The organism is Xanthobacter sp. NM-59, from assembly GCF_021401125.1.
Classification (GTDB): Bacteria; Pseudomonadota; Alphaproteobacteria; order Rhizobiales; family Xanthobacteraceae; genus Xanthobacter.
On record NZ_JACBFQ010000013.1, the window covers coordinates 1 to 20910 of the forward strand.

At 64.7% G+C, this 20910-nt stretch carries 41 protein-coding genes; 6 read left to right on the forward strand and 35 right to left on the reverse strand.

The features are described from left to right. The 4 genes from L0966_RS19040 to L0966_RS19055 form a co-directional block, all read left to right on the forward strand. On the forward strand, positions 1-322 hold a 322-nt coding region (locus L0966_RS19040), incomplete at its 5' end, for a hypothetical protein (protein WP_234053619.1). Between the two features lie 259 nt (positions 323-581). After that, the gene (locus L0966_RS19045) at positions 582-1316 is read left to right on the forward strand and encodes a nodulation protein NolB (protein ID WP_234053620.1); all 735 of its coding nucleotides are present in this window, start codon (positions 582-584) and stop codon (positions 1314-1316) included. A gap of 126 nt (positions 1317-1442) precedes the next feature. Beyond that, on the forward strand, positions 1443-1946 hold the full coding sequence (locus tag L0966_RS19050) for a hypothetical protein (RefSeq protein ID WP_234053621.1): 504 nt from the start codon (positions 1443-1445) through the stop codon (positions 1944-1946). A 53-nt stretch (positions 1947-1999) separates the two neighbouring features. After that, complete coding sequence (locus L0966_RS19055) at positions 2000-2260, forward strand: hypothetical protein (RefSeq protein WP_234053622.1); 261 nt, start codon at positions 2000-2002, stop codon at positions 2258-2260. A 148-nt stretch (positions 2261-2408) separates the two neighbouring features. On the opposite strand, the gene L0966_RS19060 is transcribed toward L0966_RS19055, so the two are convergent. The 19 genes from L0966_RS19060 to L0966_RS19150 form a co-directional block, all read right to left on the reverse strand. After that, positions 2409-2741: a type II toxin-antitoxin system PemK/MazF family toxin gene (locus L0966_RS19060; protein ID WP_234053623.1), complete on the reverse strand. Its 333-nt coding sequence runs from the start codon at positions 2739-2741 to the stop codon at positions 2409-2411. A 10-nt stretch (positions 2742-2751) separates the two neighbouring features. Further along, the gene (locus L0966_RS19065) at positions 2752-2967 is read right to left on the reverse strand and encodes a type II toxin-antitoxin system PrlF family antitoxin (protein WP_234053624.1); all 216 of its coding nucleotides are present in this window, start codon (positions 2965-2967) and stop codon (positions 2752-2754) included. Positions 2968-3355: 388 nt separating this feature from the next. Beyond that, complete coding sequence (locus L0966_RS19070) at positions 3356-3631, reverse strand: hypothetical protein (protein WP_234053625.1); 276 nt, start codon at positions 3629-3631, stop codon at positions 3356-3358. 12 nt (positions 3632-3643) lie between these two features. Beyond that, positions 3644-4108: a hypothetical protein gene (locus tag L0966_RS19075; RefSeq protein WP_234053626.1), complete on the reverse strand. Its 465-nt coding sequence runs from the start codon at positions 4106-4108 to the stop codon at positions 3644-3646. A 36-nt stretch (positions 4109-4144) separates the two neighbouring features. Further along, positions 4145-4414 carry a hypothetical protein gene (locus L0966_RS19080; RefSeq protein WP_234053627.1) on the reverse strand — a complete coding sequence of 90 codons (270 nt, stop codon included), beginning with the start codon at positions 4412-4414 and terminating at the stop codon, positions 4145-4147. A gap of 10 nt (positions 4415-4424) precedes the next feature. Continuing rightward, the gene (locus L0966_RS19085) at positions 4425-5105 is read right to left on the reverse strand and encodes a hypothetical protein (protein WP_234053628.1); all 681 of its coding nucleotides are present in this window, start codon (positions 5103-5105) and stop codon (positions 4425-4427) included. Further along, a complete protein-coding gene (locus L0966_RS19090; RefSeq protein WP_234053629.1) occupies positions 5102-5377 on the reverse strand; it encodes a hypothetical protein in 276 nt (91 codons plus the stop codon). Before L0966_RS19090 ends, L0966_RS19085 begins: the two co-directional genes overlap by 4 nt. Before the next feature lie 10 nt (positions 5378-5387). Further along, positions 5388-5825 (reverse strand): hypothetical protein, encoded by a 438-nt coding sequence (locus tag L0966_RS19095; RefSeq protein WP_234053630.1) that lies wholly within the window; start codon positions 5823-5825, stop codon positions 5388-5390. An 11-nt stretch (positions 5826-5836) separates the two neighbouring features. Then, a complete protein-coding gene (locus tag L0966_RS19100) occupies positions 5837-6373 on the reverse strand; it encodes a hypothetical protein (RefSeq protein WP_234053631.1) in 537 nt (178 codons plus the stop codon). Positions 6374-6404: 31 nt separating this feature from the next. Further along, the gene (locus L0966_RS19105) at positions 6405-7274 is read right to left on the reverse strand and encodes a Fic family protein (RefSeq protein WP_234053632.1); all 870 of its coding nucleotides are present in this window, start codon (positions 7272-7274) and stop codon (positions 6405-6407) included. 206 nt (positions 7275-7480) lie between these two features. Further along, positions 7481-7714 (reverse strand): hypothetical protein, encoded by a 234-nt coding sequence (locus L0966_RS19110; RefSeq protein WP_234053633.1) that lies wholly within the window; start codon positions 7712-7714, stop codon positions 7481-7483. 10 nt (positions 7715-7724) lie between these two features. Next, a complete protein-coding gene (locus tag L0966_RS19115) occupies positions 7725-8612 on the reverse strand; it encodes a Fic family protein (protein ID WP_234053634.1) in 888 nt (295 codons plus the stop codon). A 12-nt stretch (positions 8613-8624) separates the two neighbouring features. Continuing rightward, positions 8625-8819 (reverse strand): hypothetical protein, encoded by a 195-nt coding sequence (locus L0966_RS19120; protein ID WP_234053635.1) that lies wholly within the window; start codon positions 8817-8819, stop codon positions 8625-8627. Between the two features lie 124 nt (positions 8820-8943). Beyond that, positions 8944-9519: a hypothetical protein gene (locus tag L0966_RS19125; protein ID WP_234053636.1), complete on the reverse strand. Its 576-nt coding sequence runs from the start codon at positions 9517-9519 to the stop codon at positions 8944-8946. A 137-nt stretch (positions 9520-9656) separates the two neighbouring features. Further along, positions 9657-9869 (reverse strand): hypothetical protein, encoded by a 213-nt coding sequence (locus tag L0966_RS19130; protein ID WP_234053637.1) that lies wholly within the window; start codon positions 9867-9869, stop codon positions 9657-9659. Between the two features lie 18 nt (positions 9870-9887). Then, positions 9888-10274 (reverse strand): hypothetical protein, encoded by a 387-nt coding sequence (locus tag L0966_RS19135; protein ID WP_234053638.1) that lies wholly within the window; start codon positions 10272-10274, stop codon positions 9888-9890. Positions 10275-10331: 57 nt separating this feature from the next. Further along, complete coding sequence (locus L0966_RS19140; protein ID WP_234053639.1) at positions 10332-10583, reverse strand: hypothetical protein; 252 nt, start codon at positions 10581-10583, stop codon at positions 10332-10334. Between the two features lie 75 nt (positions 10584-10658). After that, the gene (locus tag L0966_RS19145; RefSeq protein ID WP_234053640.1) at positions 10659-11402 is read right to left on the reverse strand and encodes a hypothetical protein; all 744 of its coding nucleotides are present in this window, start codon (positions 11400-11402) and stop codon (positions 10659-10661) included. A gap of 99 nt (positions 11403-11501) precedes the next feature. Then, a complete protein-coding gene (locus tag L0966_RS19150; protein WP_234053641.1) occupies positions 11502-11774 on the reverse strand; it encodes a hypothetical protein in 273 nt (90 codons plus the stop codon). 119 nt (positions 11775-11893) lie between these two features. Between L0966_RS19150 and L0966_RS19155 the strand changes: the two genes are divergently transcribed. Next, a complete protein-coding gene (locus L0966_RS19155) occupies positions 11894-12079 on the forward strand; it encodes a toxin-antitoxin system HicB family antitoxin (protein ID WP_234053642.1) in 186 nt (61 codons plus the stop codon). Positions 12080-12195: 116 nt separating this feature from the next. Here the strand turns inward: L0966_RS19155 and L0966_RS19160 are convergent, their stop codons facing one another. From L0966_RS19160 to L0966_RS19235, 16 genes are all read right to left on the reverse strand, one after another. Continuing rightward, positions 12196-12759 (reverse strand): HD domain-containing protein, encoded by a 564-nt coding sequence (locus L0966_RS19160; RefSeq protein WP_234053643.1) that lies wholly within the window; start codon positions 12757-12759, stop codon positions 12196-12198. A gap of 53 nt (positions 12760-12812) precedes the next feature. Next, positions 12813-13268: a hypothetical protein gene (locus L0966_RS19165; protein ID WP_234053644.1), complete on the reverse strand. Its 456-nt coding sequence runs from the start codon at positions 13266-13268 to the stop codon at positions 12813-12815. A gap of 11 nt (positions 13269-13279) precedes the next feature. After that, entirely contained in the window at positions 13280-13570 is a 291-nt protein-coding gene (locus L0966_RS19170) for a hypothetical protein (protein WP_234053645.1), read from the reverse strand. A gap of 12 nt (positions 13571-13582) precedes the next feature. After that, positions 13583-13888 (reverse strand): hypothetical protein, encoded by a 306-nt coding sequence (locus tag L0966_RS19175; protein WP_234053646.1) that lies wholly within the window; start codon positions 13886-13888, stop codon positions 13583-13585. Positions 13889-13898: 10 nt separating this feature from the next. Continuing rightward, complete coding sequence (locus L0966_RS19180; RefSeq protein WP_234053647.1) at positions 13899-14792, reverse strand: Fic family protein; 894 nt, start codon at positions 14790-14792, stop codon at positions 13899-13901. Between the two features lie 12 nt (positions 14793-14804). Beyond that, positions 14805-15077: a hypothetical protein gene (locus tag L0966_RS19185; RefSeq protein ID WP_234053648.1), complete on the reverse strand. Its 273-nt coding sequence runs from the start codon at positions 15075-15077 to the stop codon at positions 14805-14807. Positions 15078-15087: 10 nt separating this feature from the next. Continuing rightward, positions 15088-16257 (reverse strand): abortive infection family protein, encoded by a 1170-nt coding sequence (locus L0966_RS19190; protein ID WP_234053649.1) that lies wholly within the window; start codon positions 16255-16257, stop codon positions 15088-15090. Positions 16258-16301: 44 nt separating this feature from the next. Continuing rightward, positions 16302-16472: a hypothetical protein gene (locus tag L0966_RS19195; RefSeq protein WP_234053650.1), complete on the reverse strand. Its 171-nt coding sequence runs from the start codon at positions 16470-16472 to the stop codon at positions 16302-16304. Positions 16473-16518: 46 nt separating this feature from the next. After that, positions 16519-16878: a hypothetical protein gene (locus tag L0966_RS19200; RefSeq protein ID WP_234053651.1), complete on the reverse strand. Its 360-nt coding sequence runs from the start codon at positions 16876-16878 to the stop codon at positions 16519-16521. Positions 16879-16913: 35 nt separating this feature from the next. Next, positions 16914-17183: a hypothetical protein gene (locus tag L0966_RS19205; RefSeq protein ID WP_234053652.1), complete on the reverse strand. Its 270-nt coding sequence runs from the start codon at positions 17181-17183 to the stop codon at positions 16914-16916. 315 nt (positions 17184-17498) lie between these two features. Beyond that, positions 17499-18458: a hypothetical protein gene (locus L0966_RS19210; protein WP_234053653.1), complete on the reverse strand. Its 960-nt coding sequence runs from the start codon at positions 18456-18458 to the stop codon at positions 17499-17501. A gap of 9 nt (positions 18459-18467) precedes the next feature. Beyond that, entirely contained in the window at positions 18468-18671 is a 204-nt protein-coding gene (locus L0966_RS19215) for a hypothetical protein (protein ID WP_234053654.1), read from the reverse strand. Positions 18672-18681: 10 nt separating this feature from the next. Continuing rightward, positions 18682-19152: a hypothetical protein gene (locus L0966_RS19220; protein ID WP_234053655.1), complete on the reverse strand. Its 471-nt coding sequence runs from the start codon at positions 19150-19152 to the stop codon at positions 18682-18684. Positions 19153-19324: 172 nt separating this feature from the next. Next, positions 19325-19594, reverse strand: a complete 270-nt coding sequence (locus L0966_RS19225) for a hypothetical protein (protein WP_234053656.1) — start codon at positions 19592-19594, stop codon at positions 19325-19327. A 12-nt stretch (positions 19595-19606) separates the two neighbouring features. Then, on the reverse strand, positions 19607-19834 hold the full coding sequence (locus L0966_RS19230; protein ID WP_234053657.1) for a hypothetical protein: 228 nt from the start codon (positions 19832-19834) through the stop codon (positions 19607-19609). 23 nt (positions 19835-19857) lie between these two features. Continuing rightward, positions 19858-20478 (reverse strand): recombinase family protein, encoded by a 621-nt coding sequence (locus L0966_RS19235; RefSeq protein WP_234053658.1) that lies wholly within the window; start codon positions 20476-20478, stop codon positions 19858-19860. A 142-nt stretch (positions 20479-20620) separates the two neighbouring features. Here L0966_RS19235 and L0966_RS19240 point away from each other — a divergent pair, with 142 nt between their 5' ends. Continuing rightward, on the forward strand, positions 20621-20905 hold the full coding sequence (locus L0966_RS19240) for a hypothetical protein (RefSeq protein WP_234053659.1): 285 nt from the start codon (positions 20621-20623) through the stop codon (positions 20903-20905). Positions 20906-20910 lie beyond the last annotated feature (5 nt).

The following is a 20910-nucleotide window of genomic DNA, read 5'->3' on the forward strand; positions in this document are numbered from 1 at the left end:
CGCCACCTTCGTCCTCTGCGACGAAAACGGCGCCATCCTCCTGCGCACCCTCGGCAACACCCCTGAGGACAAGGCCCACGCCGTCTGCGCAGCAAATGCCATCAACACCAGGGCGCCTCTCCTCGAGGCCCTGCGCGCCATCCTCACGGGCTCCGAGGCCTCCGGCCGCTGGCTCGATCCCGCCGGCGCCGAGTGCGACCAGGCCGACCCCGGAGCCAAATGGACCCCCTACACCGGCGAAGAGCAGGACATCTGGATCAGCTCCGTCGCCGACATCGCCCGCGAGGCCATCCAAAACGCCGGCGAGACATCTGCCCCCTGAAGCTCCATCACCGCTCCGGAGACACCCTCATGCTCACCATCCTCGCACCCTTCGTCCGCGCCATCTGGAACCGACTCCGAGCCTTCTTCCGCTCTCCCCTCTGGGACTGGATCGACGCTTTCTGACAAAACCAAGCCAAGGCCTTCGCGGAAAACCTCACACAGGCCGCCGGCTCCACGATCGGCGCGCCATCAACCCCATCATTGCGCCACCACCATGGCCGCAGGCGACCGCCCACGGGCCCGCCAGGGAGGCTCCCATGTCCGAAATCACATACCTCACCCGGAAAGGCGAATGCCCGCCCACAGCCGTCCGCTTCGACGACAAGGGCAAGCCATATTGCGCCATCGACCTCGCATGCCCGCTCTGCGGTGGCTCAGGGCGCACCTCATGGACCCCCGATCCCGTCTGCATCGCATGCGACGGCGAGGGCATCTCAGGACGCGCCGAAAAGGTCGCCCTCTACACACCCGACGAGATCACACGCCTCAATGCCGCTCTCGCCGAAAAGCGCGCCCGCCAGGACGCCGAGCGCGCCCGAAGCCTCCAAGCCCTCGAGGACACACACGGCCCCATCCTGGAGGCCGCCAGGGCCATCCGCACCGCCAGCCCCTATGCCGACCGCATCCTCAACACCATCGAGCGCACCGCTTCCCTCTCACCCGCCCAGGCCGCCAGCCTCGAGCGCGCCGTCGCCGAACACCAAGACGCCGGCCCCTCCCAACACCTCGGCGCCGTCGGCGACCGCATCGCCACAACCGCAACCGTCGCCAGCATCACGCCCCTCAAGCCACGCTTCCGCAGCAAGGGCCGCACCACCGCATGTGCCGTCACCCTCGCAACCGACGACGGACACCAACTCGTCGCCTTCACCGCCACACCCTGCAGCCCCGGGGACCGATTCACAATCTCCGGAACCGTCAAACAGCACAAAACATGGAAAGGAAAAAAACAAACAATCATCAAAAATACAAAAATCGCAGCCGTAAAATGAGAACTTCTAGACATGAATTGAATATAATTCAAAATTAACACTTGACACGAAGAGAGTAATATATCTAATGTGAAGATGCCGGGGGCAGGATGTCCTGCCCCGCCAACGGAACAGGAACTCCTGACCATGGCCTCCAACGTCACCACCCTCAAAGTCCGCGCCCGCAACACCGCCAAGACGACCGCCGCCCCCACGCGCTCCACAGCCGCCCGCCTCAAGCGCCAGCACGGCGCGGCCGCCGCAACCGGCGCCGTCACCATGATCCTCGTCGCCCTCTCCCTCTCCCACCTGGCCCACGGTATCGGACTCGTCACCGGCGCCGGCTCCTGGGAACGCTGGGCCATGGCCGCCGGCATCGACCTCGGCTTCGTCGCCCTCGAAATGAGCCAGCTCTGCGCCGCAACCGAGGCCGTCCGCCGATCCGTCGCCCGCTACGCCGCGCCCGCAATCGTCGGAACCCTCGCCATCAGCGCCGCCCTCAACGCCCTCGCCTTCGCCGCTGCCGCGATCCCCGGCAGCCCCGCAATGTACGCCGCCGCCGGTCTCGGCATCGTCGTCCCCGCACTCATCTACGCCCTCTCCCGCATCACCTTCGCTCTCGCCACCGGTGGTGCGCCCCGAGCCGCTTGACCATAAAAAAGGGGCGCCCACCCGGGCGCCCCTGCCAATTCGAAAGCAACCACATGTCCGACGATCCGGCCCCGCGCCTCATCTCCCGCATCGGCCGCGCCATCTATGGCGAAACATGGATGGGCCCACTCAGCCGCGACACCGGTATCCGAAAATCAACCATCGACGACTGGGACAAGGGACGATGCGACCCCCCCGCAGGCGTATACAACCGCATCATCCCCATCGCCCAAGCCCAGCTCACACAAGCCCAAAACCGCGCAGCCGACATCCAAAGCCTCATCCGCGAAATCAAAAACATCACAAGCAAATAGGTGTCACCACCCCCCGAAACAGGGGTGGGCCCTCCCAGCCTCGCCACGGCCTCCTGCGGTGAGACGTCGGCCGCCGGCCCTGCCGGGCGACCGCCGCCGGAAGCCTCGGAGGATGCGACCGCCGCCGCGTGCATGCGGCCCGCCGGCGTCACGTTCCTGCTCCGGCGTGTCCAAGCAGCCGGCGGACCTCGGCCTCGACCTTCCGCAGCAGGGTCGGCCGCACTGCACCCAGCACCTCGGCGTGGCGGGCCTCGATGGTGGCGATCTTGCACGGACGGATCACGGACGGCGCCGGCAGGCCGGCCCCCCGGTATGCCTCCCCAAACGGCACATCTCCCGGCCATGGCCGGTTCTCAGCGCTGGTGATCATCACCACCCAGAGCAGCGCCCCGTCCTCGCCCACGGCGCCATCGGAGACGACGAGAGCCGGCCGGTGCTGCCGGGTGTGCCTGTCCGTATACGGGAAAGGAACGCGGACCACCGCGCCCCTCTCAAAGCTGGGCATAGGCCTTGCGATCCGCTTCGCTGTCCCACTCGCCGAACGTGGCGAATGGATCGTCCGCCGGCACCGGCTCGGCCTTGGTGAGGACCACGCGCCCCTCCTCGATGCGGTAGGCGATCGCGTCGCCCTCGCGCAGATGAAGAGCCGCCCGCACAGCCTGAGGGATAGTCGTTTGGGCCTTGGATGTGATCTTGCTCGTGATCATGCTCAGTCCGCTTGAAAGGATACTCCTTACTGTAAGGATCATCCTTTCAAACGTCAACCGCCGCCTGGCCCTCGCTTGGGCTGCCCAATCCGCCGGAGATAGGCGGGCGGCAGGCTCGACCAGTCGAACTGGTCCCGAAACTCGCCGCAAACATGATCACGCTGGGTCAGCACATGCCCCGCCCCCAGATCGAGGCTGCACGCCGCGATGCCCAGCACGGCGGTCCGCTCCTGCTCGGAGACCGGCGCACTCCGCGTGCATTCGCCTGCATGGCTGCCTGAGGCTGCGCCACCAGTCACAGCCCGCGCAGCATAGCCCCAGATCCATGTAAAAGGCATCCAGAAGTGCTTGGCGCTCACGCATCGCGCGCGCGCTCGCCACATGTCGGTCACGCCCCATGGCCGGCCCCAACCCTCAGCCGGAACGTCCGCACGATGCGCGGCCGGCCGCTCCTGTCGTGGCCGCGCAGTCGGCCCGGCTCGAACAGGTCCGGCGCCCGGCCGAGAGCCGCCAGGACCTTCTCCATGGCCTTGAGCGGATGGCCCGACGCCATGCCCGCCCGCGTTGCGATGGCGCCGAGGATCCCGTCGCCCCAGGAGACCGCGCAAAGCCCCTCTTCCGCGAGGACCTCCCGCGCTGTTTCGGCGATCGTCTTCCGCGCCATCCGTCCCGCTCCTCAGTTGGAATCCGCCTCGACACCCTTTCGGTCTCTCCGGTCCTGCCCATGGGCGCGATCACAGGCGCCCCAAGCGTAGAGAGCGCCCATGGGCAGCAGGACCAGGGCCGCGCCCGCCAGCGCCCCCTCCCAGCCGCCCCGCGCGCCGGCCAGGGCGCCGGCGCCGGTGAGGGCGACCAGCAGGCCCGTGCCGGGGTGACGCCCATAGTCGGGCAGCCAGCCCATCCCCCGGTTCACCTGGCGCAGGATGCGCAGGGCGCCACCGGCGCCGGCGGGCGAAAGCAAGAGGACAACCGCGCCCATCAGGCCGAAGACCGGAAGCGCCCCGCCCAAGAGCCCCGTCAGGTGCGCGACCCACCCCGGCGCTGGGGCCCGCTCGGCTGCCAGCGCGCACAGCGAGAGCACGCCGATCAGCGCCGCATATCCCATGGCGGCCCGACGCCACGCCGCCAGATCCCCGATCATCGCGCGCTCCTCAGTTGGGAACCGTCGTCCACACGATCAAAACAAGAGCTGCTGCCTCACGGCGTTCCGCGACACGCCGTGGTTTTGGACATAGACCTCGGCACGCGTGCCCCTGGTCACATTGACGTAGATTTCCGCCCCCAGGCCGTAGCCGTTCTGCCAGGTCAGAACGTCCCCCACCTCCAGATTCCAATCCGTGAGCAGCTCGATGATGGTATAGCCATCATCCGGCGTATCCAGGGCCACCATTCCACGTTGCGGATTCTTCGCCACCACCGTGCCCTTGCGCTCGCCACCAGACCTCATGTCTAGCTCCTTACATGGACGACCCGGGCCCGGTCGAACCCGGGCCCGATGGGGGCGAAAATTCCCCGTCGTCGTCCGGCTCGTCGTAGGGGCGTAGCCTGGTCTCCTGGGCCTCGGCCAGGGTGAAGGGAACCTCGCGGATCGCCCTGACGGCCGCCTCCACGTCCACGTTCATGCCCTGCCGGGCCAGCTCCTGAAGGAACAGCTTGGTGGTGACCAGCTGCAGCGGCACCTTGGAGGCCTGCAGGAGCCGCGGCACCTGCAGGTCCTCGTGCAGCACCAGCACCGAGCGCACATCGGTCGGCGCCAGCTCCTCGACGAAGTCGCGGACCGCGCGCTCGCCGCCGTCGCGCTGGAGCCGCTTGAGCTTCACCATGGTCTCCGGCGTCCGCTCGCGGCCGAGCAGCGCGCTGTAGGCGATGCCCTCCACCGTCTCGACCCGCCGCACCGCCTCACCGGAGCGCTCGATCCAGTCCAGGATCTCCCGCGCATAGGGCTTGTCCGGATGACGGTGGCACGCTTCCATCTCGACCATGTCGACGATGACGATCTGCCGGTTGGTCAGCCGCACCGCGTCCAGAAGATGGGCCGCGGCCAGCCTCAGGAGAGGACCGGTATCCGCCACCACCACCGGGTCTCGTTGGTCAAGCATCAGCGTCGGCCCCTTCGCCACCTTCGGCAACCTGATCATGCCCCGCTCCTTAAGTGGAGAGGCGCGGGCGGCTTTGCCGCGAGGCGCCATTCGTTCATGCGCACGGCTCCGTTGAGGCTCTCGCGGTCCTTCGCGGGAGCGGACACCAGATCGCCCGACCGGCGAAGAGCCGCAAGCTCGTGCGCGGCCCGGACCATGCCGAGCGCGAACCGGTAGGCGACCTCGCGGGTGGTGGCCACCTCCTTCCGCCGGACGAACTCCAGGATCGTCTCCGACGTCTGGCCGGGACGCATCTCCACTATCTCGCCCACATCTCGCTCCTTACTTAGAAGGATCGTCGTTGCTAAAGCTCGACCGCAGGCGGGCGGGCTTGGGATAGGACCTCGCGAGAATCTGCCCCGCATACTCCTCGAGAGATGCGCCCGAGCCGATGGCTCTCCTCTCATCGCCCGCGGTCCACCAGAGCATCTCACGGCACGGCTTCAAGTGTGCTCCGTCGCCAGCGCCGCGCCCGTCTCCAACGTAGTCCTCGGGCACGATCACAAAGCGAATGTCCACGACATCGACCCCACGAGAAATAAGCTCAAGTGTGCGACGGCGCCCAGCAGGCCATCCACACGGAGCAATCAAGGTGACCTGCCTTTCGTCATGACCAGGCTCCCGCCCGTGCTGAATGAGAACAAGCGCAACACGATCTTTAGTGCGGGATGAGAACGGCCCGACATCGATGTCGCCGATCTGCTCTGCAGAATAGCCCATTGGAACCTCCTTCAGAAGGGAGACGGCCCGCAGATGTAGCCTGAAGACCGGTCATTGCCGCCCAGTTCGTCGCCAGGGCCTGCCAAGGTAATTGCGCCCGCATCGACTTTGCGGAATACGCAGCCCGCATAGGTGCCATTCGGCGCGGCGATACGATCCCTGATCTCGATGGCGCGCGCCGGCTCGCCACCGAACCAGCCGCAGTCGTCGTAGCCGAGTTCCTGGCACGAAAGCTGGTCCTCCTCATCGACAAGCTGCATGGTGGGCACAAGCCCGAGATCCAGGGCAGCCGCGATCCGATGCGAACCTTCAAGCGCTACGATCACGCCCTGCGTCTCATCGAGGATTGCCCGGAGAAGCGGAGCGCCGCGCGTCTTCATCTCCGCCTTGACCTCTTCGAGGTAGGCCGGGTCTACATCGTTGATCGTTACGATGTACTCTATCGTGGGCTGGTGCCGCGATGTGTCGCCGGCGGTGACGCGCTCGATCTCCGGTCGTTGAGGGGCGGGAGCACCTTCCTCCTCCTTCGGCTTCGGCAACCTGATCATCCTCTCCCTCCTCAAATGGACGTTTTCCCGCTCAACTTGGACTCGGCCCGCCCCACGGACGTGGCGGCGGTGCATCCTCGACCGTCTCTCCAACGTCGCGCTCCATTTCGGTGGTTAGAACGCGTTCCTGGCTCGGGTGGCACGAGACGAGGAACGTCATCATCTCGTCGGCATTTCTTCCGACATAGAAACGCACCATCTTTTCATTGAACTCCTGAGCGCGCGCCGCCGGTATACTCAGCGCATCCATGCCTGCGGTCATCAGAACACCGTTCATCATGAGCCGGGATGTTCTCTTATTGCCGTCGAAGAAAAACTGCTCGCGTGCTCCGAACAACGAAAAGGCAAGTCCTCGCTCAAACGGGTTCGCCACCTCCGCCTGAAGGGCCTCCACCCCCGAGGCGAATGCAGCATTCAACTCCGGCGCCCCAGGCACTGTGGGACGAGGAAGGAACCTGCCGGCTTCCCCTAGAGCCACTGCGGGCGTGAAGTGATGCTCCTGGCCCTCGCCACGAAAATGGCCCCACTCCAGAGCTTCGTCCCGGGCAACGAGAGCGTGAAGCTCCACAAACGTCGCCTTGTTCAAACGAAATGCGCCGGTGCGCACCATATCCACCAGCCGTTTGGCGCTCTCTGCCAAATTGACGATCTGGTCCTGGTCCGACAGCTTCCGGCCGCCAACTGTAATCCCGTCGAGCACCGTCTTCACTTCCGGGAATGTGAAGGGGTTGCCCTCAAGCACAGCCGCATCCCAGACAAACTCGGGCAGCATCCGCCGAAAGCGGAAAAGCACACGATCCGTCGAGAACGTCGGAATGTTGGGAATTGCTTCCCTGTCCCAACTGAAGCCGAGAGCTTCGAAGAGATCAGCGGACTTCTGGCGCGACATCTTGATCACCATCTTTGACCTACTTCTCGTCTTCATCGACAAGCTACATGGTGGGCACAAGCCCGAGATCCAGGGCAGCCGCGATCCGATGCGAACCTTCAAGCGCTACGATCACACCCTGCGTCTCGTCGAGTATGGCGCGGAGGCGCGGAGCACCGCGCTTCGTCATCTCCGCCTTAACCTCTTCGAGCGAAGTGCGATCGCCATCTTTGCACTCCTCAGTTGGAACCGCTTGCCGCGACGGCGGGGATCTCGGCGCTGGCGGCAGCCAGGAGATCCGTCAGCGCGTCCACCTTGCCCGCCTCATCCTCCAGCCAATCCCGCCGCCCCGCCTCATAGCGGCACAGCGTCTCCAGCCGCTCCCAGCGGCGGCGGAGACAGTTCCGGATCCTTGGCGCCGGCCAGTCCCGAGCTTCCGCCCTGGCCGTCGCATATCCCAGCTCGTAGCTCACGATCCGCTCCTCACATGGAAGGCCCGAACGACGACGGGGGAGCGAAACCGCCGCCGTCGTTCTCCGGCTCGTCATCTTCGCACGCGCGGGCCGGAAGAGCCGGCGTTGCCCCGGCTTCCCGCGCCGCCGTGATGTAGCGTTCCAGCGTCTCCTCGAGACGCTGGAACATCAGCCCGTCGAAGTCGGCAAATCCCCGGCCCGCTTGCCCGGCTTCCAGGGCACCGATATAGGCCGGCCGGTCCTCGGGCCGCACCGCGATAGGCGGATAGCCTCCCCGGACCAGCACCAGGTTCATCAGCAGCCGGGCCGTGCGGCCATTCCCGTCATTGAACGGATGGATGCCGACCAGCCGCCGATGCGCCTCGAAGGCCGCCGGCGGCGTGTTCCCGGCGTGCTGGAGCCAAGTTGCGAATGCGTGCATCAGGGCGGGTACCTCCATCGGAGACGGAAAGTGGTACACACCAGCGTCCGTGTTCACATAGCGCGCGGCATCGGCGTAGCGGCCCGCGATCTCGGGCTTCGACTGGGCGACCACCAGTTGATGAAGGTTCCGGATATCGGCCTCACGGAGCGGCTCCGCACGCTGAGAGCCAATCTCAACCACCCATTCCAAGGCGCGGGCGTGATCCACGGCCTCGAGATGATCCTTCAGCGGCTTCCCGCTGACGGTGATGCCCTTCTCGATCACCAGCGCGGTTTCACCGGCGGTAAGCGTGTTCCCCTCCAGGGCGTTCGAAGTGTAGGTGATGTCGATGCGCTGGGCGTGATCGAGATTGTCCAAGCCGCCGTGGCGCAGAGCGCCCTTCAAGGCGTCCAGCACGCGCTTCTTTTCCTCGAGCGCGTCAGCCCGTCGTGCCACCTCCGCTTCGGTCCCGCTCCTCGGCGGTAGCCTGATCATCGTCCTCGCTCCTTAGTTGGAGCCGTCGTTGGGGACGCGCTTGCCAGTGACCACATCCACGACCCAAGCCGCGCGTCCGCCGGACTGCCAATCGGACAATGCGGCGCGAGCAGCGACAAGATCCCCGAAACTCTCCCGGAAACGCGGTTCGCCGCAGTCCCAATCCGATCGCGTGTTATCGAGACCCCAGATTTCAAACTGCAACATCTCTCGCTCCTCAGTTGGAACGGATGGAGGACTGGATCTTTTGCTGATCCTAGTGCTCCTCCCACCACGCCCTGCATTCCGCACGGTGCCAACGGCGCCGGGAACCGGCCTTAAACAGCAGAGGTCAGAATGACGGCGAGGGCGACCATCGCACCTCAACCTCCTCATCGGGGCCGTCCATCTCTGGCGGATCTGCGGAGATGAAACCGGTCACCACTTCTATCCCCACATCTTTGAGAGCCAGAAGGTGTTCTTCAAGATTTCCAATCATGTTTTTATATGACATCTCCGCCCGCTCAAATTCCGATACATATCCGCACGTTGGATACCAATTTTCGTCTTCTTCTGGAGAATAGTAAACCTCGTCAATGCCCATTGTAATATCAAGAGTGTTGCCACCCCTCAAATTCTCCAGCTCCGTCATTACCCTGCATGTAAATCTGAAATTATCCATTACAGAACTTGGAGTTTTTATACTGAAGACAGGGGTGTAAGATGCCTCTATCGACTCTATCTGAGCGCGCAAGTTGTTCAAGATCGCGGTTATGACATCGCCGCGAATGCGAGCAGCAGCCGGCGCATTCGAGGTCGCCCTGGCGTCGATCTGCTGAGCTGGTGATGAGCCAGCGACAATCGGAAGCTCATCACGCTGGTCGCCGGCGCCGCAGGCTTCCCGCACGTCGTCCTTATTCTTCGGCATCCTGACCACCATCATCGTTCTCCCGGCTCTTCCGCGCACCTTTCGCGGCCGCCTTATCGTGGATCGCGGGTTCGGGATTGTCCATGGAACGACCGGATCGAGGATACGTTCTGATCCGCTCCTCAGTTGGAAAGCCCCTACAACTTCTCCGCCGCCTCGACGGTCAGGCCGGGTAGGGTTCCCACGCCATGCCTCAAGATTTCGATGCGCTCGATCGTATCCCAATGGGGGCCGGCCTCGACCCGGTCATGGATGTCGCCCAGCTCCTCCAGGAAGTGTTCCACATCCAGCACTCCCGCGTCCGTGCGATAATGCACCACCGCGCGCCACCGGATTTGTCCCATTTTCATCGTCAATTTTCACGCTCCTCAGCTGGAACCCGCATCACCGGCGACGGCCGCGCGATCTGCGCCGGACGCCAGGGCATGCAGGACGGACGACTGGTCCGCCGGCGCGACGCCGCTCGCCGCCAGCACCGCCCGCAGCCGGGCCTCCAGCCCGTCCATGCCGGGATCGCCCCAGGAAGCCGGCCCGCCACCTTCGGGCGCGGCGGCCTCGAGCCGCCGGATGTTCATCACGAACTGCTCGTCGCCCCCGCCGAAGGACACTTCCGCCGCGGCGCCGGGCGCCGGCTCGTTAAGGCCGCCGAGAAATGTGTCATGATAGTTCTCCGGCCCGGCGAAGCCGATGAGATGTTGGCCCGCGGAGCGAACTTGATCAGCGAACCTGTCGATATCCGGGATGCCGGCAAGCATCCCGGGCTCATTCGATTTCATCCTATTGCTCCCGTTCCCCTCGCGGCGACCATGACCTCATCCGACCCTCGCCAGGGTCTCGACCTGAGCCTTGGCCGCCCACCAGAGCTTGTCGAGGTTATTGAACCATGCCTGCTGCGCGCGACCGTGAACCCGGTTGCCGAGTTCCCGGCGCATCGCATCGCTCGCCTTGGCGCATTCGCGGGCCACGGCGGCCCATGCCTGCACCGGCCGCTCATTGCTCCGACCGGCAACGATCCGGCCACGAAGGGCAATCGCGTTTTTGTAGAATTCGTCGGCGGCCGTCATCGTCATCCTGCCCCTGAAACGTATCGCCAATGACGATACAGCACAAGCCAGTCACGTCAAGCCACCGGCGTTACATTATCGAACCAGAGCTGGCATCCGCCCCGAGGCGCGCCACATCCACCCGACATCCTCATCCGCCCCGCTCCAGGCTTCAGGGCACGCCCGGAAGCCCATGCGCTCATAGAGGCGCATCAACGCCGAGCGTCGACGCTCGAAGCGCGCCGCCTCGGCTTTGATGCGGTTCGCATCGCCCTCATACTCAAGGGGGAATGCCTTCAGGATCTGCATGGAGGTGGCGTCGCCCGCGAGCTTCCGGACGAAGTCATCCAGGAGCCCCTTCCATGCAATGGGGCGCGCGCCTGGAGCACGGACGATGGAATGGAGATGAACCACGGAACCATAATCCCAAGGTGGGGACATCCATTTCAGCTCACCCGCGCGGAGACCCGCGCAGAGAACATTTGCCATGCGACTTTCGAGAGATGACCAGCCGTCGCAATATTCGACAAACGCGTCCGCGTCGGGTAGCGCCTCCGGGGCCCTCTGTAGCGCTTCGGCATCACACCGCAGGACGGACATGCCGTCCCTCAGCACGTGCAGATACCCGGTCCGCTGCCGGAACGGATCATCGACATCAAGACGCCACCAGCGCGGGACATAGATGAGGGCCTCAAGATCGTTCTGCCGCAGGATGCAGCTCGGCTTGCGCCGGCCGCATTCATTGACCTGCCCCTCTTCCAACCGGGAATAGCCCTCGACGAGCGCGGCATGCTCCTTCTCGCTCGGCCTTGTCCATGATCGCGACATCGTCCACTCCATAACAGGGCCGTCATTCGTCTCTTTCGGACTGGCCGCCCTTATCGCCGCCTTCAACGAGGGCTTCCGCCCCGGCTCGCATCAGCGAGACCAGGTTGAACTTCACGATGCGTCGCTCAGGTGAACGGCACGGCGGGCTGCGACTTCCAGCCGGTCCCAATGGTCGGTGCCGACAGCGACCCTCTCCGCCTCCGGCGCGCTTTTCACCCAATCGACGAAGGCCACCGCGTCGCGCAGTTCGTCCCCGCGCCGCGCGCGGCCTTCGAGGGCATTGCCGAGGGAGACCATACGCGTATCGCTTTCGGCGGACGCCGCCCTTGCCAAGGCCGCCAGGATCACATCGAATTCGTCATTGGTCATCGGGACCAGGATCATTCTCTTCCCCTCTCGGTTTCGGCAGCCGGCGCTATTCCGAACGCCCGACGCCCCATTGCATCGTATCGCCGCCGACGATACGATGCGGGGCATTGTTGTCAAGCCGGTGGCGTTACATTATGACCGAGAAGGCGAGCGGGAAGAGCGACAAGCGGCGGAAGACCGCCACCTTGAACCTGCGCATCGACCCGGACCTGAAGGCGCGGGCGGAGGCCGTGGCGGCCGCCGAGCGCCGCACCGTCACCAACCTCATCGAGACCCTGCTCGACGACTACATGCGCAGACGGGCCCGAACCGCGAAATAGCCACGCGACAAGCGTGATCAGGAGCGCCTATCGCCGGGCCCGGCCGCCCAGTGCGCTCGCGGAGGCCACGGTCACACCTGCCACGGCCGTTGCGAGGGCGACGAGGCGCAGCCAGGTCAAGTCCGGCCCGAATTGGAAACCTCAGACGGCGGCGTGTCGAGCATGACGCGCATCCGCTCCATCGCGCCGCCGGGCTGCCCCTCGAAGCGCCGCCGCATGTAGCCCTCGAGCAGCAGGGCGCGGGCCGGCGCGTAGCGCTCCGCCACCCGTCGCGCGCCGTCCGGAAGGCGCGCGACACGGGCTGGATCGGAATTGTCCGCATTGTCCGCCAGCTTGACCCGCAGCGCCCCCAGCGGTGCCGTGCGCGCCAGGTCGCCGATCCAGGCCAGGTAGGCCGTGCCCGCCGGCCGCGTCACGGCGCAGACCATCTCCACCGCCGCCGGCGACACCCCGGCCGCCAGCAGGCTCTCCGCCGTGGCGCCGGTGTCCTCCAGGGCGTCGTGCAGCCAGGCCGCCTCGAGCTCGGCCTCGGCCGGCTCCGGCCACCAGGCCGCGAGGAGACCTGCCACGCGCTCCAGGTGGCCCACATAGGGGGCGCCCGCCTTGTCCACCTGCCCGGCATGCAGCTGCTCCGCCAGGGAACGCGCACGCGTCACCGCACCAGCACCTGCAACGCTCATGTCCCGCTCCTCGTCGGTCGCATCGCGCGGAAGGCGCGCATGCACGGCGTCAATCACCTCCCACGCCCGGTCAGGCAGGGTGTCCACTCCCTTGCCCCCTCCATTTCCTCCCGCGTCAACCCATATTCCCCTGCCTGGTTTCCGGTTGCTTTGAAGAAGAACACCGGCGGCGCGTCATCAATCACGTTCATCTGCTCTTGGCCGACATAAGCGCCGCACTCGTCCCAGTACATGATGCACGAGAGCAGGGATCCGTCGTCGCGGAAAGCTCCGTCAGGCAAACGATAGATGGTCCGTTCGATCGATGCTTCCGCATCCAGCGAATGCAGGATGGACGACTGGTCGGCGGGCTCTACGCCGCTGGCGTCCAGTGCCTCGCGCAGCCGGGCGTCAAGCTGGTCCATTGTGGGTTCTCCCCAGCTCGCCGACGGCGGCTCCTCGAACATCATGTCGATCATGCGCTCGTCATCTTCTGAGAGATGCCGGCCCTGATCTCCGTTCTTCTCCATCGTCTCCCTCCTCAGGTGGAATGATCTGTCGCGGCCGCGGCCCCCATCGTCCTCAGCCGGAACGTTCGCACGGTGCGCAGCCGCCCGCTTCTGTCGTGCCCCTGTAGCCGTCCCGGTTCGAAGAGATCCGGCGCGCGGCCGAGCGCTGCCAGGACTCTTTCCATGACCGCGAGCGGATGGCCCGACGCCATGCCCGCCCGCGTTGCGATGGCGCCGAGGATCCCGTCGCCCCAGGAGACCGCGCAAAGCCCCTCTTCCGCGAGGACCTCCCGCGCTGTTTCGGCGATCGTCTTCCGCGCCATCCGTCCCGCTCCTCAGTTGGAATCCGCCTCGACACCCTTTCGGTCTCTCCGGTCCTGCCCATGGGCGCGATCACAGGCGCCCCAAGCGTAGAGAGCGCCCATGGGCAGCAGGACCAGGGCCGCGCCCGCCAGCGCCCCCTCCCAGCCGCCCCGCGCGCCGGCCAGGGCGCCGGCGCCGGTGAGGGCGACCAGCAGGCCCGTGCCGGGGTGACGCCCATAATCGGGCAGCCAGCCCATCCCCCGGCGCATCTGGCGCAGGACACGCAGGGGGCCGCTGGCCGCCCGGCGCCACGCCGCCCGATCCCCGCCCCCGTGCATCGTCCCCTCCTTAAATGGACGGCCCGAACGATGACGGAGGCGCAAAGCCGCCGCCATCGTCCTCCGGCTCGTCCTCTTCGCACGCGCGCGCCGGAAGGGTGGGCGTTGCCCCGGCTTCCCTCGCCGCGGTGATGTAGCGGTCCAGAGTCTCGTCGAGACGCTGGAACATCAGCCCGTCGAAGCCGGCAAACCCCTGGCCTGCTTGCCCGGCTTCAAGCGCACCGATATAGGCCGGCCGGTCCTCAGGCCGCACCGCGATCGGCGCATAGCCTCCCCGGACCAGCACCAGGTTCATCAGCAGCCGGGCGGTGCGGCCATTCCCGTCATTGAACGGGTGGATGCCGACCAGCCGCCGGTGCGCCTCGAAGGCGACGGACGGCGTGTTCCCGGCGTGCTGGAGCCATGTCGCGAATGCGTGCATCAGCGCGGGCACCTCCATCGGAGACGGAAAGTGGTGCACACCGGCGTCCGTGTTCACATACCGCGCCACGTCAGCATAGCGGCCCGCAATGTCAGGCTTGGACTGGGCAACCACCAACTGATGAAGGTTCCGGATATCTGCCTCCCGGAGAGGCTCAGCACGCTGAGAGCCGATCTCGACGACCCATTCCAGCGCGCGGGCGTGATCCACGGCCTCGAGATGATCCTTCAGCGGCTTCCCGCTGACGGTGATACCCTTCTCAATCACCAGCGCGGTTTCACCGGCGGTGAGCGTGTTCCCCTCCAGGGCGTTCGACGTGTAGGTGATGTCGATGCGCTGGGCCTGATCGAGATTGTCCAAGCCGCCGTGGCGCAGATTGCCCTTCAAGGCGTCCAACACACGCTTCTTGTCCTCGACCGCGCCAGCTAGTCGCGCCACGCCTTGCTCCGCTTCGGTCCCGCTCCTCAGCGGCAGCCTGATCATCGTCCTTGCTCCTCAGTTGGAAACCGCGAGCGCGGCCTCGCATTCCGTGGCGCAGGCCTCCGCGAGCTCGGTCGAGGCGTTGCCATATTGGTAGCTGCGCAGCGCATGACCGGCCCCGCGCGTCGCCTTCTCCAACTGCTCCAGCTTGGCCGCCAGCGCCGACATGAAGGCCGAATATTCCGGATCCAGGTTGTCGCGGGCCTGCATCCTGCACTGCCCGACGAAATCGGCGACAGAATAGGCCTTGAACCGCTCACCCGTTAGATCGCGCTCCTCCGTCACCATGATCTGCTCCTCAGTTGGAGGCCGAGGCTTCGCTTTCTGCCTGCCGCGCCTCCCAAGTTGCCACTAAAAAGGTCGCCATGGCACCGGCGAGATTGACCGCCAGCTCTGCGTGACGAGGCTGGGGACGAGCCCGCTTAGGTCCCGGGCTGTGAGCATCACTCAGCTTGTTGCGCAGAGCGCCTAGCGACTCCACGACAGATTGGCAGCTCCCGAGGATCTGCTTGAAAATCTGCTCTGTATGATCGTCGGGGGCTAGTTTGAGCACCTTCGACAATTTGCGATAGAGCACGGGAAGGTCATCGGTCTCTTGCCATGTGCTACCGGCTTGGTCGAGAATCCATTTGCACACGTCCTCAAGAAGCGTTCGCGCGAGAGTGATGGCGCCGGCCGGTTCAGTGCCTCGCCTTGCCATTGCGGCCGTCCATCGCGCATGGACTTGGGTTGGATCGAATGCGGCTAGCGCGGCTGATATGCTCTCATCGGCCGGAGTGCCTACAGGAAGCGGAAGAACCCGGTAAATGGGGCATCCAGAGATCCGCCCAGCCTGAAGAAGGGTAAAGCCATCATGTCGTAGAAGCTCATCGATCCTGCCTGCGGTCTCGGCTTGAGGAGATCCTGTCCGCGCCTCAGGAGACGTGACAGCTTCGAGAAACCTGCAAAAAAGAGCACGGGAACACTTTAACAGACCAATTGCTTCGAGATGCGCCGGTTCAATCCGGTCACACTGGAACGCTTGGCGCGTGAGGTACTCCTCCATCGTTCGATCTTCTCGCGAGGATGGCGCTGGCATGGAGTTGATGGGCCAGAGTCTTCGAAGCAATTCAATTTCATCAATATCTAATGCCACCGGCACATCCTGAAAGATGGCTAAAATCCGCCTTCTCGTGAGGGACGTGATTTCTGGTCCACTTACTTCATCAAGCTTTGCCAGCTGCTCAGAAACAAAAAAGTGCTCGTGCTCATCGGCGTATAGACGCGCTGCCGCCGCGAGTTCCCCTGGAGAAAGCGCCATAAGGCGCTTGTGCGCATATTTGTACTTGCTGCCGAAAGCCTCGTCTTCACCTCCGTCAGCAAGACGAAGGCGGACGCATAAAGCGGGCACATCATATGCCTTCGCTTCAGCGATCGCACTGGCGAGGGCCTCGCGAAGTTCCTTCACCATCGCAGCGATCGTCGACATCAAGCCTCACAGGTTTTGGCGGGCGGCGCGCTCACCACCACTCCTCAGTTGGACCGCGCATGCGCCCTGTAGAGCGCCGCGGCGAATGCCCTCTCCCGGTATAGGCTGCGCAGGAACGCGCCCTCGGGGCTCGACCAGAGCAGCAGCGCCCCGCGACCGCCCAGGGCGACCAGCGCCGCCGCCAGCATCGGCATGACCCAGCTCATGTTCCCCATGATCTCCTCCTCAGTTGGAAATTAAACGTAGCCGGCGCGACATCGCCTAGCACTCGTCCAATGAGCCAGCGACTTTACCGAAGCTGACCTGGTAGCTGGTGGTGACGCCGCCGACGGTTTCCTTAATGGTCGCGGTGCGTCCCTTCGCATAATGATGGACCTCGCAGGGGACGTTCACCGCCTCCAGGCCCACCGGCCCCGCCCAGTCGCTACCGACCAGGAAGAGCGTGGGGCCTATCGGGTCCAGGATCAGGCGCTCAATGCGAAACGCCGGCTTGGCACCCTCCCACCCAACCGACAGCGTCAAGTGCCCGTCCCTGGCAAGATGAAATCCGCCCTTGGAGAAACCGCCGGCCCGGCCATGCAGATGCTCGTATGGAACCTCTGCCTCATCCATCTCGCTCATGACCACTCCTCAGTTGGAAGCCGACGTTCACACGATCAGAACAAGAGCTGCTGCCTCACGGCCTCCCGCGACACGCCGTGATTTTGGACGTAGACCTGGGCGCGCGTCCCCTTGGTCACATTGACATAGGTTTCCAATCCGAGGCCGTAACCGTTCTGCCAGGTCAGAACGTCCCCCATCTCCAGATCCCAATCCACGAGCAGCTCGATGATGGTATAGCCATCATCTTCGGTATCCAGGGCCACCATTCCACGCTGCGGATTCTTCGCCACCACCGTGCCCTTGCGATCACCGCCCTGCCTCATGTCTCGCTCCTCAGTTGGAATGATCTGTCGCGGCCGCGGCCCCCATCGTCCTCAGCCGGAACGTTCGCACGGGTCGAAGATCCGCGCCACCCGCAGGGCCGCGGCGACGATCTCCGGGGTGTAAGCCAACTCCATGTCGTCGCTCCTCAGTTGGACGGCCCTTCCAGCCCATTGGACGGACCGGCCCCATCGAGGGTGGCGGCCCCCTTCATCTCCAGGTTAAGCCGCGGGATGGTCGCCCCTTGCGCTCATCGGCTAGATCTCCCGCACACGATCGGCAGCGAGCGCCTCTTGTTCCGCGTTCCGCCGCCAGGATCACATTCCAGGCCGATCTACGCCGAAAACCTCCTCCTCATCGTCCCCCACGTCTCCGTTAAACTCGACGCGGGGCCCGTCCAAGCCACCTCCGACGCCCAACCCCTGCATCTCGATAGCAGGGGCGTAGAGACTGATCAGCGCAGCTGCCGCTTCGTCTTCGGCCTCCCAAGCGCGCTCCGAATTCCCTCCCCATCGGGTATAGGCTTCCACGGCCGCCGCCGGCACTTCGATCTCTCGGAGCGACTTGACCTCCCCGAGTTCTTTCTCACGGCTGGCCTCCGCCCTATCCTTCGTCTCTTTGAGCAACAGGTCCCAATCACCATCTGAAATGTTATAGATGATATTGTTGTGGCCCGGAAATGAGCCGTCAGTCCGCCCGCCGCGCGACTGCACCGTCTCGAGCGACGGGCACCAGGGGTCAATCTTTATATGGACACCACCGGGCATTCCCAGAGGCCCACTCGGCGTCATTGCCGCCTCTGTCAAATGAAATTCGGCATACGCTGTCGACCAGCAGAGAACTCGGCGTACTTCGCATTTCGAACGAAGATATTCGCGGCGAGCCGCCTCGTGCTCCTCCCGTATTTCCTTGGCCTTCTGGTTGGCTTCCATTCGCGCCGCCGCGAGCGCTTCCACAGCGTCGACACGAAATGCGAGCCGGACCGCTCCTAAGGCACCAAAGTGCGTCGCGCCGGCATTCACGGCAGCGTCCACTACGGCTGAACGGTTCTGCGGCTCCGGGTCACGGACAATGGGAAGGACTGGATCGAGAATTCCACGATGCAAGACACCAGCTGCGTTCGTGACGGATGCTTTCACGACCACCCGCCCATCGCCGGGTGTTCCAATCTCAACATCGACTGTCGCACCCATTGCGGTGGTTAGGGTCAAAGAACGCAAATGCCGCCAAGGCGGCTCCTTCCATCGTTCAACTGAGTTCGATAGGTTAATAGCCATATTTCCTCCCTAGTTGGACGCTGCAGCGTCCAACATCTTCCGAAGGCGGGCAGCGCCGTCGCGATAGGCGCCTTCTCGCTCGCGATGCACCTGGATGTCCGCATCGGGACAGGAGCACGCCCGCGCGTCCTCCTCATCCGCCCAATGGTCCAGCACATCGCGCATCCAGCGCGCGTGCTCGATCTCGTCGGGGCACAGAACCTTCGTCGTCATCTCTCGCTCCTCAGTTGGAGTGCTCTTGGCCCGCTTGGCGGCGCCGATCCTGGCCCTCCGCACGGTCATAGGCGCCCCAGGCGTAGATCGCCCCCAGGAGCACCAGCATCGCGCCCGCGCCGGCGATCGCCCCCTCCCAGCCACCGCCGCGCGCTCCAGCCACAGCGCCAGCGCCGATGAGGGCGATGAGCAGGCCCGTGCCGGGATGATGCCCATAGTCGGGCAGCCAGCCCATCCCCCGGCGCACCTGGCGAAGAACACGCAGCGGGCCGGCAGCGGCCACCCGCGAGAGCAACAGCGCGAGCGCGCCCAGAAGCCCGAAGACCGGCAGCGCCTCGCCGGCCAGGCGGGCCACGGGCCCGCCCCATGCCGGCGAAAGGACGCGCTCCGCCGTCAACTCGCACAGCGCCAGAATGCCGACCAGGGCCGCATAGCCCGTGGCCGTGCGACGCCGCGCGAGCGGATCTCTGATTCCGTTCATGCCCGCCCTTTCATCTGGGCGGGCTTCCCCCGCCGCCGGCGGGCGGGCACGGCTACGGCCGCCCGGAGCTTCCCGGCGGCGACGTGGAGGGCGGCGTCCTCCACCTCTTGCCCAAAGTGGGTCCTCAGGACCCCACGGATAAACTGCTCGGCCTCGTCCATCGTCGCGCTCCCTATTTGGAAACCGCGAGCACGATTTCGCATTCATTGGCGACCGCCTCCGCGAGTTCGGTCGAGGCGTTGCCATGCTGGTAGCTGCGCAGCGCATGGCCCGCGCCGCGCGTCGCCTTCTCCAACTGCTCCATCTTCGACGCCAGCGCCGACATGAAGGCCGAATATTCCGGGTCGAGATTGTCGCGGGCCTGCATCCTGCACTGCCCGACGAAATCGGCGACGGAATACGTCTTGAACCGCTCTCCCATCAGATCGCGCCCTTCCGTCATCGCCCTCGCTCCTCAGTTGGAAACTGGTTGAACCGGCTCAGCAGCCGGCTGCGTGTCGTCGCCCAGAGCCGGCCCGTACCGGACGGACATGACCTGCTCGCACCAGGTGGTATGCCCGGTGCTGTCGTGATGACGCGCCGCCAGCGCCAGGGCGTTCTTGCCGTGCCAGCGCGCGTCCGCGCCGCCGCAGTGGTAGCAGCCGGACATCGCGCTGGTGATCCCCGCTCGCCTCTCCCGCATCGCCCCTCGCGCTCCTCATCAGCTCAGCCATTGCCCTCTCCTTCTCCGCCCTGCAGGTCCTCGGCCTCCAGGGCGGCCAGCTCAGCCCTGAGATCATCGCCGAAATTGTAGAGCGTCGATTTGCTCACCCCGACCAGCGGCGCGATCTGCGCGAAGGACAGCCCATTCCGCATATGCTCCACCACCGCCGCGCGCACCTCAGCCGTCATCGGCGAGCGCCGACCCGGCAACTTCCCGCGCTCGCGGGCCGCCGCGAGCCCAGCTTTGGTCCGCTCGACGATCATGTCTCTCTCAAGCTGAGCAAACACACCGATCATGTGGTACATCGCCTTTCCGAAGGCATTGGATGTATCGATGCTTTCCGTGAGCGACACTAATTCTGCGCCCTTCTGGCGCACCAAATCCGCAGTCTGGATCAATTCAGATAGATTGCGGCCAAGCCTATCAATTTTCCACACGACCAGCTTGGCCCCAGGCCGGAGCGCTTTGAAGGCCGCCTTGAGGCCGGGCCTTCCAGCCACGCTCGCACCACTCGCCGCCTCATCGGCAAATATGCGATCGCGCTCGACGCCATAACGCGTCAGCGCGTCTAGCTGTAAATCCAAGCGCTGATCGTCCGTTGAAACCCGGGCGTAGCCATACATGGCCGACGGCTTCTTTCTCATAACCTTTCATAGCACGAGAACAGCCACGCTCAAAAATATTTTTGGAATAATTTTTTGGAACACCCATTGACCGCCAATATTTGTTGGAATAGGTTTCTGGAACTCTAAGGCAGGCCGGAACATGAAAATGCCAAACAGCCAAATCCGACAGTTTCTTGATCTCTCGATTGCGCATCTGAGCCATGAAACTCGCGATCGCCTCGATCTTGCGGCGATCGGTGAATGGCCTGTCGCAGGCGGCCGGATGCCCTATGGCTTTTTCATCTATGCCCACGAGGAGCCGGATGACGAAATTCCGAACGATGTCTGGGCATGCTGCGTGAAGGCACGCGAACTTGGCTGCGAATACATCCTGTTCGACTGCGACGCCGCGATCCTCGCGGACCTGCCCACCTATGACGATTGAGGAGC